Source organism: Altererythrobacter sp., from assembly GCF_050299635.1.
Taxonomy (GTDB): domain Bacteria; phylum Pseudomonadota; class Alphaproteobacteria; order Sphingomonadales; family Sphingomonadaceae; genus Erythrobacter.
In genome coordinates this window covers 158,858-173,381 of record NZ_JBNKWF010000003.1, presented here as the reverse complement: position 1 = coordinate 173,381, position 14,524 = coordinate 158,858, and the positions used below count along the sequence as shown (strand labels likewise).

Below are 14,524 nucleotides of genomic sequence, written 5' to 3'. Positions count from 1 at the left end.
TTTCTTCCTGGCGTCGATCGTCGCCCGCCTGCCGCGCTTCCTGTTGGTCGGCATTGGCGGAGGGTTCTTGGGGCCTCGCCTGCGCGAGAAATGGAGTGCACGGCGAGTGTGGTTGCTATTCACCTGCGCCTGGGCGCTCTTCTACGCGGTCTATTTCGCGGCGATGCCCGGCTGATCCAGGGCAGGGGACCATCCTATGCCTTGGTGGCACGCCCTGAGAACCTGCATGGAAGACCGTTCAGCAGATGCGGCGCAGCGGAAGGCTGGAAGCGGTGCGATTGGGCGGCGCCAGTTCGCGCGGCTTCGAAATCGGATGAACCGTCTTCGAAGGTTTGCCCGAAATCAGGGCCTCGACCTGCTCGGCGGTGAGCGGCCGTATGAAGGATACACCCACCTCCTCCTGCTCGCGCCAGCGGACATGGGCGCGGTGCGGGCCGGTTCCATCGATTGTCATATTGACCGGCGAGGCAATCGCAAGAATGCGCTGGGGATCGCGGAAGCGGCAACCGCCCTGGGTGAGATCACTCAGTACGACATCGAACACACGGCCTTGCACCGAGCAGCACTGGCCGCCGATGTCCGTCCGTTTGCGTTCGACTTTTCGCGCTCTCATAACGCCAGCAACCCGTATGAATCCTGAAAGGAATCGAGGTGGGCGCTATGACAGGAAAATTCCTAAGGCCGAATTAAGGCTAAAAGAAATTGATTTCCTGTCGTTTGGGATGGTCGGTATCAGGCTCGAACCTATTGCCCATCGGGCCTGGCGAGCAGAATCACAGCGCGGCCATCTTCGACACCGAAGGCCATGGTAAAGCTGTCTTGCGAGAGCGGCGGTTCGGGAACGAAATTGACCGTCACCTGGCCCTTGGGCTCTCCATTGAGGACATAGCGTACGCCTTTGAACTCATAGGGTTCGTAATTCGCAGCATCGAGAGGTTCGATCGCTACGCTTTCAACCGCGCGGCCTAGCACACTCTCGGTCATGCGGTCGATTGCGGCGCGCGTAATATCATCGACACCGTCCCACTTGATCAGATCGTGCCAAGCCTGCGCATCACCGGCCACGATCGCCACGCGCACATCTTCGGCCAGCAACCGGGAAGGGCTTTCCGCGATCTGTTCAGCGGGCTGCGCCGCGATGGATTGCGATCCGGCGGCCAGGAAGAACGCGAGAGCGAGAAACGGCATTCGCATCGGATCAATTCCTTTCCACATCGCATTCATAGCCCCGCCCAGATCCAAAAAAGCCCGGCAAGCGTGCTCACCGGGCCTTCTTTGCATCGTCTAATTGCGAGGCCTCACGACTTGCCCGTCCATCACTGGCAGGCCAGGCATTCCTCGTAATCGGTCTGTTCGCCTGCGGTCGCCGCGAGTTCGAACTTGGTCGCGTCAGTGGTATTGTCGGCTTCCACCCCGCCAGCGAAACCGGCCCGCTGCACGCTCTTGGAGCGCAGGTAATAGAGCGACTTGATGCCCTTCTCCCAAGCCTGGAAGTGCAGCATCATCAGATCCCACTTGTCGACATCGGCGGGGATGAACAGGTTCAGCGACTGCGCCTGATCGATATAGGGCGCGCGATCGGCAGCGAATTCGAGCAGCCAGCGCTGGTCGATCTCGAAGCTGGTCTTGAAGGTCGCCTTTTCCTCCACCGTCAGGAAATCGAGGTGCTGGACTGATCCGCCACGTTCGAGAATCGAGTTCCACACATTGTTGGAATCCTTGCTCTTCTCGCGCAGCAATTTTTCCAGATAGGGGTTCTTGACGATGAAGCTGCCCGACAGCGTTTTGTGCGTGTAGATATTGGCCGGGATCGGTTCGATACAGGCGCTGGCGCCGCCGCAGATGATGCTGATCGAGGCAGTCGGTGCGATCGCCATCTTGCAGCTGAAGCGCTCCATCGCGCCCATTTCCTCGGCATCGGGGCATGCGCCGCGTTCCTGCGCCAGCAGCATCGACGCCTCGGACGCCTTGCCCTGGATATGCTTGAACATCTTGAGGTTCCACACCTTGGCCATCGGGCTTTCGAAACCGATGCCCTTTTGCTGGAGGAAGGAGTGGAAACCCATCACGCCAAGGCCGACCGAACGCTCGCGCGCGGCGGAGTATTTGGCGCGCGCCATCTCGTCAGGCGCGCGGTCGATGTAGTCCTGCAGCACATTGTCGAGGAAGCGCATCACGTCTTCAACGAAGTTCTTGTCCGTGCTCCACTCGTCCCACTTCTCGAGATTGAGCGAAGAGAGGCAGCACACCGCCGTGCGGTCATTGCCCAGATGGTCGCGGCCCGTTGGCAGCGTGATTTCGGCGCACAGGTTGGAGGTTGAGACCTTGAGGCCCAGCTCGCGGTGATGCTTGGGCATCATCCGGTTCACCGTGTCGGAGAAGACGATATAGGGCTCGCCCGTCGCCAGCCGTGTCTCGACCAGCTTCTGGAATAGCGAGCGCGCATTGACGGTGCCGCGCACCGATCCGTCGCGCGGGCTCTTGAGCTCGAAATCATCACCACTGCGGACCGCTTCCATGAACTCGTCGGTCACCAGCACGCCATGGTGCAGGTTGAGCGCCTTGCGGTTGAAATCGCCGCTTGGCTTGCGGATTTCGAGGAACTCCTCGATCTCGGGGTGCGAGATGTCGATATAGCAGGCGGCCGATCCGCGCCGCAGCGACCCTTGCGAAATCGCCAGCGTCAGCGAATCCATCACCCGCACGAAGGGGATGATGCCGCTGGTCTTGCCATTCAGGCCAACCGGCTCGCCGATGCCGCGGACATTGCCCCAATAGGTGCCGATGCCGCCGCCCTTCGACGCGAGCCAGACGTTCTCGTTCCAGGTACCGACGATGCCGTCGAGGCTGTCCTCGACCGAATTGAGATAGCAGCTGATTGGCAGGCCGCGATTGGTGCCGCCGTTGGACAGCACCGGCGTTGCGGGCATGAACCACAGCGACGAGATATAGTCATAGAGCCGCTGGGCATGCTCTTCATCGTCGGCATAGAAATCCGCCACGCGGGCGAACAGGTCCTGGAACTTCTCGCCCGGCAGCAGATAGCGGTCGATCAGGGTTTCCTTGCCGAACTCGGTCAGCTTTTCGTCGCGCGATTCGTCGATCTGAATGTCGAAGCGACGATCCATCACCTTCTTGGTGTCAGCCTGTGCAGCCGCCTTCGCGGCCTGTGCAACTGCGTCAGCCAGCGCTTCTCCCGCCTTCTCGGCGACCAGCTCATCGGATCCCTTGTCTGTCTTTTCCATGCTCACTGCCTTCGCCGAATCATCGGCCGGACCGGTCTTCTTCCGCGATTTCATATTGGTCTCGGGCGATGTTGCCGCCTCTTGTTCGAGCCCCATTGCCGCTTCGTCTCCAGTCCTGAATTCCGTCATATGCCCCGCTCTTCTTTTCCCCGAAGACCCGCTTTTCAAGCCGGGCCCTTGTTCCGCATGTGTTCGACTCGGCGGGACCCCTCCCACCTAGCAATATTAGGGCGCCGACGGGGAATTACTTATCCCGTTTTTGCCCACAGGCCGGTTCGGATTTGCGACCCAATCGACCGACTCGTCCTCTATCCGCAGATATGGTGATTCTGCGCCGAGTAACTAGGTCTTGTAGGTGCCCCCGCGTCCGGAACCACTAGATAGTGAATCAGCACGGACTCGCACGCAAGAGGGTTAAGCAAAATAAACCACTGGAAACGGCGCAATGCGCCGCTTTCAATTCATGTTGCAGTGCAGCGACGCGCGGGAAATGCTTGGCTCGCGCGATGCGCAAGTCCTAAAATGAATCTGCGAAAAAATTTATGCGGGCAAAACCTCCGGGTGAGGGGTTTGAATCAATCGAATCGAGACCTGAAACAATCGTTCGCGGGTATCGGTCAGGGGGACATCATGTTCGATCGGTCAGCTTTCACCACATGCTTCAAGGGGGCGGTCTTGCGGCGTTCGCTCATTGTTGCGCTGCTGATCGGAACGGTGCTGACCGCAATCAACCAGGGCGACATCATCCTTGCGGGCGATTCGCCTGCGATATGGAAGGTCGCGCTGACCTATCTCGTGCCATTTCTCGTGGCCAGCTACGGCGCCTATTCAGCATTGACGGTTCAGGCGAAGATGCCTTCGCGTGCGAGTGAAGAGGAAAGATAATCGAGAAAGGCGCGAGCGTGCGGGCCGGGCCTTCCCTTGCCCGGCGGGCCGGCAAAGAGGGGCTGCAACCCGCCATGCCATTGCGGCAAGAGACGCCACAGCCTGCCCGACGCCAGATCGTGATGGATCAGCCAGAGCGGCACCAGCGCGATGCCCACGCTTTCCAGCACCGCCGCGCGCAAAGCCTCCAGATTGTCGCAGCGCAAGCGCGGTGACGGATCGACTTCGCGATGCTCGGCTTCGCGTTCCAGCCGCCAGACATGCGGCTCCATGCCCGGCGGCACGGAAACGACGGCAGGCAGACGCGCAATGTCCTCAACCGTCTTCGGCGCGCCAAGATCGCGGATAAGCATTGGCGATCCGCACAGCACCATGGGAACGTCACCCAGTTTGCGGCGTTCGCCCAGGCGCGCTTGCAGCGGCCCGATTTCGATTGCCAGGTCTGCCGCCACATTGACGACATAGGCCGCTTCCCGGCTGCGAAGTGTCAGCATCTCCCCTTCCATGCCGGGATGGCGCGACAGGAACGAACACAACAGCGGAGCCAGCAGGACATGACCCAGCGCGGCCGGTGCCGCGATCCGCAAATGGCCGGCCACATCCAATGCACGGCGGCCCACCGATCGCTCCGCCTCGCCTAGCATTGCAATCAGTCCACGCGCCTTCTCCAGCAATTGCTCCCCATCGCTGGTGAGCGCAACGCGCCTGGTGGTGCGCCGTAGCAATCGAGCGCCAAGATATTGCTCGAGATCGGCGACCTGGCGGCTGACCGTCGATTGGCTCTGGCCGCAGATTCTTGCGCCCGCGGTGAAGCCGCCATGGTCGGCCACGGCCACGAATGCGCGATAGGCGGCAAGGAGGTCCATGCGGCCATTTTATTCGAAATATGAGTTAATATCCATCTAAACCGGATTATAGATGCATAAGCCGCATTAAATTAGGTATTTCTCAACGAATTTCAGCGCTTTGAGGGTTTGGGCAAATCGCTTCATCCCAGCCTTCCCGCAGCGCATTGGCGCGCGCTTTGGTCGCTTGGCTTCGCGTTGCAGCAGCACGCTCGATCGGCATTCACCCGGCACAGATTCAGGGAACGGCGGATGCGTCGAGTTCGTCCATCCGGCCTTTGATAAGCGGGCCGAACATAACGAAGCACAGCGAACCGAACAGCGCGATTCCGGCATTGAGCAGCCAGAAATACATCGGCCCGAGAGGTTCATACCAACGAGCGATAAAGCCCGATCCCGTGCTGCTGAAAAAGACAATGAGATAGGCCCCCGCCATCATCAGCGCGTTGATGCTCAGCGGCGCGCGACGCGACACCAAAGCCAATGCATTGGGCCAGCTCCACATGAAGCTGACGCCCGAGAGGAAGTAAGCGAGGAGCGGCCAGGCCGCAGAAGCCTTGCCCCCATCCTCGACCGTATAGGCCCCCGCGGCCAGCGCGAGCGCTGCACCGCTCATCACCAAGCCGCCGATCGCCATCTTGCCCAGATCGCCCGGTTCGGTGCCGCGGCTCGCCTGCCAGCGCCACAGCGCGATCAGGAACGGCACGATCACGACCGAGGCCATTGCATCCTCCGCTGCAAACCATGGCGTCGGGACCACCCCGAAAGGAGTGGCCAGATCGACATGGCTCGCAACCCAGATCATGCCCACATTGGACATCTGGTCATATGCGAGGAACTGGAAGAGCAACATTGCAATGACGAGGATGACCAGCAGGAGCATGCGCCAGTCCTGCCGCGACATGGCGGCATGTTCCCTTTCAGGCATGCTGGACCTGTGGTCTGCGAAATGTCTCATTCCCGAAAAATAGACGGCGGCCGCAACCAGCATCACCGCCCCTGCAGTGCCGAAGCCGACATGCCAGCCATAGACCTGCGCCAGCGCTCCGCACACCACCGGACCCAGGATCGCACCAATGTTGATGCCGGTCGAAAACAACGTGTAGCCGCTCGACCGCAGGGCCTCTTCGGCTTTGGGGTAGAGATGCCCGACCTGCGCCGCAATATTGCCCTTGAGGCACCCCGATCCCAGCACGAGCAGCACCAGCGCGATCAGGAAACTCCAGTCGAACACCATCGCGAAATGGCCTGCCGTCATCAATGCGATGCCGATCACCACTACCTTCTTCGCGCCGAGCCAGCGATCGGCCATCAATCCACCGAACAGGGGAGTGAAATAGACGAAGCCCGCGTAAAGCCCGAAGGTCTGGCTGGCGAAGGCTTGCGTGCTCATGGGGCCGAAGGCCGCTTCGAGCGCGTCACGAAAGGCAGCCATTCCGGCCACCTTCTCGACCCGATCGGACATGAGCAGATCCTGCACCATGTAGAGCACCAGGAGCGCGCGCATCCCGTAGAACGAGAAACGCTCCCACATCTCGGTGAAGGCCAGGAAGAACAGACCCTTTGGATGCCCCATCCAGCCGCCGCTATCGGCCGTCGCGCCTGTATTGCTCATCTTGCCCCCTCACATCCCGCCAGCGGGATTGGGACAATGCCCGCCCAATGTCAAAAGGCGCCCGATCCCATGTGCATATCAGGCGGCACTCAAGGCATGCCCGGCAATCGAATCTGCCAGATCCTCGACCAGTTCCAGCGGCAGATCATGCCCCCATCCGGGAATGGTCCTGATCTTCGCACCGGGAATCTTTGCCGCAATGTCATGCCCGCATTCGACGCGCAGCAGCGGATCGTCTTCGCCATGCAGAACCAGTGTCGGAGTATCGATTTCGCTGATCATGGCACTGCGATCGCCATCGGCAATGATCGCCGCCATCTGGCGCAGCGGCCCTTCGAGATAGGTGCTGCGGCGCACATTGGCCCGGGTCCTTTCACGCAAGTGATCCTCCGGCGCCGGATAGCCCGGGCTGCCGATCGTGCGGGCAACCAACATTCCGTGTTCGACCAGCGCATCCTCATCGGTCGATTCGGGGCGCTTCACCAGCACTGCCATCGCCTCCTTCTTTGCCGGAGGCAGCTTCGGGTGGCCGGTGGTCGAGAAGATCGAGGTGAGCGAAAGCGTCTTGTCCGGATGGCGCGACGCGAAATGCTGCGCGATCATCCCGCCCATGCTGCCGCCTACGATATGCGCGCGCTCGATCCCCAGCGCGTCGAGCAGACCGGCGCCGTCATCGGCCATGTCCGCCAGCGAATAGGGCACCTTGGGCTTGATCCCGAGCTTGCTGAAGATCGTGAGCTTGATCACGCCGGGCGCCTTGACGCCGTGGAACTTGTGGCTGAGCCCGATGTCGCGATTGTCAAAGCGAATGACGCGGAAGCCGCGCTTGGCCAATGCCTCGACCAGTTCGATCGGCCACAAGGTCATCTGCGCGGCAAAGCCCATTATAAGGAGTATCGGCGGCGCGTCCTTGTCGCCATGCTCGTCGTAATGGATCGTGATTCCGTTCGCTGTGACCTCTGGCATAAGTGCCTGCCTCCCCCCGTTTTCCTTGATAGGTATTGCGTTGATCCTGCAACCTTATCGAGAAACGCAGGGGCGGCAAGCTACACGTCTGCCCAAGAGGTGCTAACCGCCGAGCGCGACGACTTCCTCCTCTTCGCCGCCAAACGCGATGCGTTTCGCTTCGGATTGGGCCAATTCACGCGACAGTTCGGAATATTCGGCGAAACCGTCGGCAAAAATGATGTTGGCCTGGAATGTCTTTTCATGGACATCCCTGACCGGCGCTTCGTCGAGATTGGGAAGCGAACGCACGGCATAGCTTGCAACCCTGTCGGTCAATGAGTCGCCCGAGCTGTGATAGACGCGAATGTCTTGCGCCTTGCCGCGATCGTCGAGCGTGAAACGCAATTGCACGAATCCGTTGACGGTATCTGCGCGCATTGCCTTTTTCGACAGGAGAAGCCTGCGGTCGAGCGAATGCGTCACCGATTGGGACCATTCCTCCATCGCAGCGGCGGACTGAACCACAATATCCTCGCCGGCATGTGCAGGGGCATTTGCAAGGCCAGTCAGCGCAATCGCTGCGGCCACGGAAGTCTTCAATAATATATGCATCAGATCATCCTCTCACTTGGTGGATGATCGGCCAGTTCGACCAGCGTTGCCGAGCACAGTCCCGAACACTCATGCTTTGGCCAGCGAGTGGTCGATCCGGAAGCGGGCATGCGAGATCTGGGTCGCTTTGGGGGCAAGCCCGCTTCCTGCAGGCATATGAGCGGACAAAGGCGCAAGCCTCAACGATGGATCGTCAAAGTGCTTTGCCGATCGTTCTGTTTGCTTCGCGCTCGGACGAACGGATGACCGCACTCGACGAGCGGCCAGGACAAGTGCCGGCCTGCACAGTTCGACTGCGACTCAAGCCCGTCTGTGAGGCGATAGGAGGCGGAAGCTGGCAAGGTTGAATCCACCAGATGTGCGAAGTTCAAATCCAAGGCAGTCAGGAAAGTTGCGAAGTAACCTTGACTTCTCTTTTGTAACGTATAGGTTACATAGCATGAATTACGCAATGAAAGGAATAGCGGTGGCGGAAACGGAATCTCTTGTGCGGGATCAATCGCGGCTGATCTATGCCATGGCGATCACATTCGCGCTTTGGCAGGCAGGCGACATCCTGATGCAAATGTCTGAAGTTGGCGGCAGCTTCTTCCATTATGCCGGATTGGTGAAGATCGGCGGGGCAATTGCCTATGCGATCTCGGCGCTTTGCTTCTTCCTGCTTTACTGCCGGGTAAAGAAGGCCGGTGCGGCGGCAATCCTGAGGGATGATTGGAGCAGGTTTGCGCGTGGGCTGGCGCTGCAATACGGATTCTTTTTCCTGATCGGCACAACGTCGCTGATGTACGCGGTTTCAATGTTTTGGCCCTTGCCAATCCTGCCGATCCTGCAAGTCATATTGACCATTGGCGTGTCGGGCACATTGCTTGCCTTTGTCATCCTGTACAACCAGGGGGGAGACTGACGTGAGCCCGCCAAAGACCACGTCTTTGAAGAATCAACTGCGCCAGTTTCGGGTGGAATGCGGCCTCACGCAGGAAGAACTTGCGCAAATGGTTGGGGTAACCCGCAAGACGATCAACACAGTCGAAAATTCGGTGTTCATTCCATCGACAGTCCTTGCGCTAAAACTGGCCAAGGCACTGGAGACAGACGTCCACTCGCTCTTCCAGCTCCCGGAATCGCTTGATTCAGACCCTTGTTAGGGCACTAGCACGGTATCGCGCGCGACCTCGTCCGTGCCTGCATAATCGAGCGTAAAATGCAGCCCGCGGCTCTCATGCCGGCGAAGCGCCGACTTCACGATCAGCTCGGCCGCCTGCAGCAGGTTGCGCAGTTCGATGAGGTCGGTCGTGACGCGGAACGAGCCGTAATAGTCCTCGACCTCCTGCCCCAACAACTGGATCCGGTGCGCCGCGCGTTCGAGCCGCTTGGTAGTGCGCACGATCCCGACATAGTTCCACATGAAGCGGCGGATCTCGGTCCAGTTCTGCTTGATGACCACTTCCTCGTCGGAATCGGTCACCCGGCTTTCGTCCCAATCCTTGATCGGCGGCGGGGCGTCGAGCACGTCCCAGTTTTCAAGAATGTCTTTCGCCGCAGCCTCGCCGAAGACGAAGCATTCAAGCAGCGAGTTGGACGCGAGGCGGTTGGCACCGTGCAATCCGCTTTCAGTGCATTCGCCCGCCGCCCACAGGCCCGGCAGGTCAGTGCGCGCATCGAGCCCGATCAGCACACCGCCGCAGGTATAATGCTGGGCCGGAACAACCGGAATCGGCTGCTTCGTCATGTCGATACCCAGCCCCAGCAGCTTCTCGTGGATGGTGGGGAAATGCTCCTTCACGAACTCGGGCGGCTTGTGACTGATGTCGAGATGGACATAGTCCAGGCCATAACGCTTGATCTGGTCGTCATTCGCGCGCGCGACGATATCGCGCGGAGCCAGCTCCATCCGTTCGGGATCGTAATCGGCCATGTAGCGGTGGCCGGTCTCAGGATGCAGAAGGTGCCCGCCTTCGCCGCGAACCGCCTCCGTGATGAGGAAGTTCTTGACCTCCAGATTGTAAAGGCAGGTCGGGTGGAACTGCATCATCTCCATGTTCGAAACGCGGCATCCCGCGCGCCAGGCCATGGCGATCCCGTCACCCGTTGCGCCGCGCGGCGCGGTGGAGAAGAGATAGCAGCGCCCCGCCCCGCCTGCGGCAAGCACCGTGGCGCGCGCCAGATGCTTCTCGACCTTGCCCGTCTCGACGTCGAGCGCATAGGCGCCCCACACCCGGCCTTCGCCCGAATATTTGACCCCGTGCCTTCCGGTGATGAGATCGATGCAGGTCCGCCCCGGCAACATGGTGATGTTGGGGTTGGCTTCGGCGGCCTTGAGCAAGGCTTCCTGCACCGCCCAGCCGGTGGCATCGTCAACATGCACGATCCGGCGGTGCGAATGCCCCCCCTCGCGGGTGAGGTGGAGGTCGCCGCTTTCGCGGTTGAAGGGGACGCCAAGCTCGATCAGCCGGTCGATCGACCGCGGCGCGTTCTCGATCACGAACTCGACCGTTTCGCGGCGATTGAGGCCGGCACCCGCCACCATCGTATCGCGAATATGGTTGTCAAACGTGTCGCCTGCGTCGAGCACCGCAGCGATGCCGCCCTGCGCCCAGGCAGTCGAGCCGCCGGTCAGCGTGCCCTTGGCGAGAACGAGCACCCTCTTGCTTTCGGCCAGGGCAAGCGCGGAAGTGAGCCCCGCTGCCCCCGAACCGATTACAAGTACGTCATATTGCGGATCGCTGCTGGTCATGGCGCCACCTCATGCCCTCCGTCGCCGCGCGGGGCAAGCAGGACAGAGCAATTCGTCACACTGGAACAGATTTCAGGGTTTTAATGTGACCCGCGCAGGCCCTTGAGGCAGCTTTCTCGCCCGGAAAGGAGGCGCATGACGCTGCTCGGCTTCCTTGGATGTTCGCTCAATCACCATGTCCCGCAGCACCATCGGGTGAGCTGGAATGGTGCGCAGTTCTGCGGCACCTGCGCGCATTGCGGCCGCCCTATCCGGCGCATCTCGCGCGGAAACTGGCGGCTGGATCAAGGAAACGAACCGAGGGTTCGCTAGCACTCACCCCGCGCCGGTGAGCTGGACGAAAACATCCTCAAGATCGGCTTCGCGGGTGGTCACGTCCTCGATCGTGTAGCCGTGTTGCTGGACCAGAGCGAGCACCTGGCCCGCGCTGGCCCGGTCGCGGTCGTAAGTGATTTCCAGCACGCGCGGCTCGACCACTTCCGACTTCACGAAGCCCTCTTCCACGATCGGCCCGGCGATGTCCTTGTCCACCGATATGCTCACGATCTTCTCGCGCGCCATGCCGACCAGCTCGCGCGTCGGTTTGTTGGCGATGCATTCGCCATGATTGATGATCGCGATCCGGTCGCAGAGCTGTTCCGCTTCTTCAAGATAGTGCGTGGTGAGTACCACGGTGACGCCTTCGTCATTGAGACCCGTGACCAATTCCCAAAGCTGGCGGCGCAATTCCACATCCACGCCGGCGGTCGGCTCGTCCAGCACCAGGATCGGCGGCGAATGAACCATCGCCTTGGCCACCAGCAGGCGGCGCTTCATCCCGCCCGACAGCGTGCGGGCATAGGCATCGCGCTTGTCGCTGAGATGGACTGCCTCGAGCAGTTTCTCGCTGCGTCGCAAATGCTTGGCGATGCCGTAGAATCCGGCCTGATTCTCCAGCACTTCGAACGGAGTGAAGAAGGGATCGAACACGATTTCCTGAGGGACGATACCGATCGCGCGCTTGGCGTTGCGCCGCTGCTGGTCGATGTCGAAGCCCCAAATCTCCGCACTGCCGCCGGTCTTGGTGACCAGCCCCGCAAGGATATTGATGAGCGTCGATTTGCCCGCGCCATTGGGCCCGAGCAGGCCGAAAATGCCGCCCTGCGGCACATCGAAACTCACCCCTTTGAGCGCCAGCTTGCCTTCGCCGCCATCAGGCGCGGCATAGCGTTTTACGAGATTGTCGATCCGGATTGCGGGAGGGGGCGTCATGGCCTTCGCACTAGGCCTATTCGCAAAGCGCTGTAAAGTGATGGAACGGGCCGCAGACCCGCAAGGCCGGAAGCGAAGTCGAAGACGCAGCTGGCCAGGGGCCACCTGCATGGCCGCCCGAGCCTATGCGAGGATAGCCAAGTGAGCGGATGCGAACGCCGGCGCTTGAGGTGAAACAAAAAGCGCTCTATCGGCAACGGCATGAACACCGCCCCGCCAGAGACCATTCTCGTCGAGACGCACCGCGTAAGCTGCGACGGTGCTAGCGCCATTCGCCAGGGCGAAGGATTTCGCCCCGCTGCACTGGGCCATCCGCGCGTCTTCCTCGAGATCGATGAGCATGGCTATGTCGATTGTGGCTATTGCGACCGGCGCTTCGTGTTGAAGGGCGGGCCGGCCGATGGCGTGGACCAGTCCACGCTGCCCGACATTTCGGAGGGGGCGAGCCCTTAGGCCGCGCGGAGTTCTTCAACGCGGTCCAGGGCAGTTCGGTCATCGCGGGTTCAGCCGAGTGTGATAGTCTGTAAATCGTACTGAGGGGGGCTTTGGTCCCATAAGGAGACTCGCGATGTACAAACTGATTCCTTCCGCTGTGCTTGCCGCTGCCGCGCTTGGCCTGACTGCCGTTCCGGCGATTGCCCATGATGAATCCTCAAGCGAGCAATCTGCGGAACTCACCAAGGGCGAGAAGGAACTTGCCAAACTGCTGGAGGGCCGTGTGGCTGGTAAGCCGACGACCTGCATTTTCACCGCCCCCAATGAGAATATGAGAGTGATCAACGATACCGCTCTCGTCTATGGCCGCGGCAATACGATCTACGTCAACCGCACGAGGCGCCCGCAAGACATCGACAATGACGATGTCCTGGTCATCAAGCGCTTCAGCGGGTCGCAATTGTGCAAGCTCGACAGCGTGACCACGCTGGATCGAAGCAGCCATATGTTCAACGGCGTCATATTCCTTGACGATTTCATCCCCTATACGAGGGTCAAGGATGGGGACGATTCCAAAGGCTGAGGCCATCCGGCCTGCAGCCAATCAGCCCGACGGGCCGATCAGCGAGAAGGGGAGCGGCCCATTATGGGCGCTCCCCTTTTGATTCTTGCCCCGACTCTTGTCTCTCGCCCCGACTCTTGTATCTCGCGAAGTGAAAGGCGTCAGGCCGCCTGCATTGCATTCATGCGCGCGAGGATATCCTCGGCCTGCTTCATGATCCGGTCGATCAATTCCTGGCAGGTCGGAATGTCATAGACCAGCCCGGCCACCATGCCGCAGCTCCATGCACCGGCATCCATGTCGCCTTCGCTCATGATGCGCGGATAGACGCCTGCGACCTGTTCGATGATATCCTCGAACTTGAGATCGCTGCCCTTTTCCTTTTCGATCCTCAGAAGATCTTCAACCGCATCATTGGTCATCACGCGTTCGGTATTGCGCAGCGGGCGCATGACCAGCCGGGTATCGAGCTCGCTCGCAGCGACGATCGCCTGCTTCACATTTTCATGCACCGGCGCTTCCTTGGTGGCGATGAAGCGCGTGCCCATATTCATGCCTTCAGCGCCCATGGCCAGGGATGCGATCAGGCTGCGGCCATCGGCCATTCCGCCCGATGAAACGAAGGGTATCTCCAGCTCGTCCGCCGCGCGCGGCAGCAGAATGAAATTGGGCACATCGTCCTCGCCCGGATGGCCGCCGCACTCAAATCCGTCGACCGAGACTGCATCGCAACCGATTTCCTGTGCCTTGAGCGAGTGGCGCACGCTGGTGCATTTGTGGATCACCTTGATCCCGGCATCCTTGAGCGCGGGCAGCACCTGTTGCGGATTGCGCCCTGCGGTCTCCACCACCTTCACTCCGCCATCGATGATCGTCTTGACCAGGCCGGGATAGTCGGGCGGCGTCAGGCTGGGCAGGAAGGTCAGGTTCACGCCAAACGGCTTGTCTGTCATGTCCCTGCAGCGCGCGATTTCATTCGCGAGCTTTTCAGGCGTCCCCTGCGTCAGCCCGGTAATGATGCCAAGACCGCCCGCGTTCGATACCGCAGCGGCCATTTCGGCAAAACCCACCCAGTGCATACCGCCCTGGATGATGGGATGCTGGATGCCGAACATTTCGGTGATGGCGGTCTTCATTTGAACGAATCTCCCAGGTGCCTTTTCAGCGGCTTCACGGGCAAGCCTTGCGGAGAAATCCGGACTGCGCAAGCCCCGGCCCAACGTCCGGGCGATGCCGTAGCGTCAGGCATGGCACTTTCGTGCGATAGCCAATGCCGTGATCGAGGGGCAGTCCTGCGCAACCGGAACAATTGCGACACTGCGGGCAGGCGGCGGGAATGCATCTTCCGCTGGACCCGAAATCGGAGCATGCTGAAGCAGGTCGCACAGGAGA

Annotated in this window: 15 protein-coding genes; 5 read left to right on the top strand and 10 right to left on the bottom strand. The window is 60.6% G+C overall.

Annotation, left to right across the window (positions count from 1 at the left end):
• Positions 1-238: 238 nt before the first annotated feature.
• The 3 genes from ACQY6C_RS02700 to ACQY6C_RS02690 all read right to left on the bottom strand — a co-directional run bounded on the left by ACQY6C_RS02700 (position 239) and on the right by ACQY6C_RS02690 (position 3,299).
• Positions 239-613 (bottom strand): PilZ domain-containing protein, encoded by a 375-nt coding sequence (locus ACQY6C_RS02700; protein WP_427964310.1) that lies wholly within the window; start codon positions 611-613, stop codon positions 239-241.
• A 131-nt stretch (positions 614-744) separates the two neighbouring features.
• On the bottom strand, positions 745-1,194 hold the full coding sequence (locus ACQY6C_RS02695; protein ID WP_427964309.1) for a hypothetical protein: 450 nt from the start codon (positions 1,192-1,194) through the stop codon (positions 745-747).
• 122 nt (positions 1,195-1,316) lie between these two features.
• The gene (locus tag ACQY6C_RS02690) at positions 1,317-3,299 is read right to left on the bottom strand and encodes a ribonucleoside-diphosphate reductase subunit alpha (RefSeq protein ID WP_427964347.1); all 1,983 of its coding nucleotides are present in this window, start codon (positions 3,297-3,299) and stop codon (positions 1,317-1,319) included.
• Positions 3,300-3,875: 576 nt separating this feature from the next.
• Here ACQY6C_RS02690 and nrtS point away from each other — a divergent pair.
• Entirely contained in the window at positions 3,876-4,130 is a 255-nt protein-coding gene (gene nrtS, locus ACQY6C_RS02685; protein ID WP_427964307.1) for a nitrate/nitrite transporter NrtS, read from the top strand.
• Here nrtS and ACQY6C_RS02680 read toward each other — a convergent pair.
• The 4 genes from ACQY6C_RS02680 to ACQY6C_RS02665 form a co-directional block, all read right to left on the bottom strand.
• On the bottom strand, positions 4,088-4,996 hold the full coding sequence (locus ACQY6C_RS02680; protein ID WP_427964306.1) for a LysR family transcriptional regulator: 909 nt from the start codon (positions 4,994-4,996) through the stop codon (positions 4,088-4,090). The two genes, nrtS and ACQY6C_RS02680, sit on opposite strands and share 43 nt — an antisense overlap.
• Before the next feature lie 217 nt (positions 4,997-5,213).
• Positions 5,214-6,590 (bottom strand): peptide MFS transporter, encoded by a 1,377-nt coding sequence (locus ACQY6C_RS02675; RefSeq protein WP_427964304.1) that lies wholly within the window; start codon positions 6,588-6,590, stop codon positions 5,214-5,216.
• Between the two features lie 78 nt (positions 6,591-6,668).
• The gene (locus ACQY6C_RS02670) at positions 6,669-7,556 is read right to left on the bottom strand and encodes an alpha/beta fold hydrolase (RefSeq protein WP_427964303.1); all 888 of its coding nucleotides are present in this window, start codon (positions 7,554-7,556) and stop codon (positions 6,669-6,671) included.
• 102 nt (positions 7,557-7,658) lie between these two features.
• The gene (locus tag ACQY6C_RS02665) at positions 7,659-8,150 is read right to left on the bottom strand and encodes an energy transducer TonB (protein ID WP_427964301.1); all 492 of its coding nucleotides are present in this window, start codon (positions 8,148-8,150) and stop codon (positions 7,659-7,661) included.
• A 439-nt stretch (positions 8,151-8,589) separates the two neighbouring features.
• On the opposite strand from ACQY6C_RS02665, the gene ACQY6C_RS02660 reads away from it, so the two are divergent.
• Together ACQY6C_RS02660 and ACQY6C_RS02655 are read left to right on the top strand one after the other, a co-directional pair.
• Complete coding sequence (locus ACQY6C_RS02660; protein ID WP_427964299.1) at positions 8,590-9,054, top strand: hypothetical protein; 465 nt, start codon at positions 8,590-8,592, stop codon at positions 9,052-9,054.
• Positions 9,055-9,079: 25 nt separating this feature from the next.
• Positions 9,080-9,295, top strand: a complete 216-nt coding sequence (locus ACQY6C_RS02655; RefSeq protein WP_427964297.1) for a helix-turn-helix transcriptional regulator — start codon at positions 9,080-9,082, stop codon at positions 9,293-9,295.
• Here ACQY6C_RS02655 and nadB read toward each other — a convergent pair.
• Positions 9,292-10,884 carry an L-aspartate oxidase gene (nadB, locus tag ACQY6C_RS02650; protein WP_427964296.1) on the bottom strand — a complete coding sequence of 531 codons (1,593 nt, stop codon included), beginning with the start codon at positions 10,882-10,884 and terminating at the stop codon, positions 9,292-9,294. The two genes, ACQY6C_RS02655 and nadB, sit on opposite strands and share 4 nt — an antisense overlap.
• Before the next feature lie 315 nt (positions 10,885-11,199).
• Positions 11,200-12,135, bottom strand: coding sequence for an ABC transporter ATP-binding protein (locus ACQY6C_RS02645; RefSeq protein ID WP_427964294.1), 936 nt, complete (start codon positions 12,133-12,135; stop codon positions 11,200-11,202).
• 201 nt (positions 12,136-12,336) lie between these two features.
• On the opposite strand from ACQY6C_RS02645, the gene ACQY6C_RS02640 reads away from it, so the two are divergent.
• Together ACQY6C_RS02640 and ACQY6C_RS02635 are read left to right on the top strand one after the other, a co-directional pair.
• Complete coding sequence (locus tag ACQY6C_RS02640) at positions 12,337-12,588, top strand: zinc-finger domain-containing protein (RefSeq protein WP_427964292.1); 252 nt, start codon at positions 12,337-12,339, stop codon at positions 12,586-12,588.
• Positions 12,589-12,703: 115 nt separating this feature from the next.
• Positions 12,704-13,153, top strand: coding sequence for a hypothetical protein (locus tag ACQY6C_RS02635; RefSeq protein WP_427964291.1), 450 nt, complete (start codon positions 12,704-12,706; stop codon positions 13,151-13,153).
• A 140-nt stretch (positions 13,154-13,293) separates the two neighbouring features.
• Here the strand turns inward: ACQY6C_RS02635 and ACQY6C_RS02630 are convergent, their stop codons facing one another.
• Complete coding sequence (locus tag ACQY6C_RS02630; RefSeq protein ID WP_427964289.1) at positions 13,294-14,268, bottom strand: NAD(P)H-dependent flavin oxidoreductase; 975 nt, start codon at positions 14,266-14,268, stop codon at positions 13,294-13,296.
• Between the last annotated feature and the right edge of the window lie 256 nt (positions 14,269-14,524).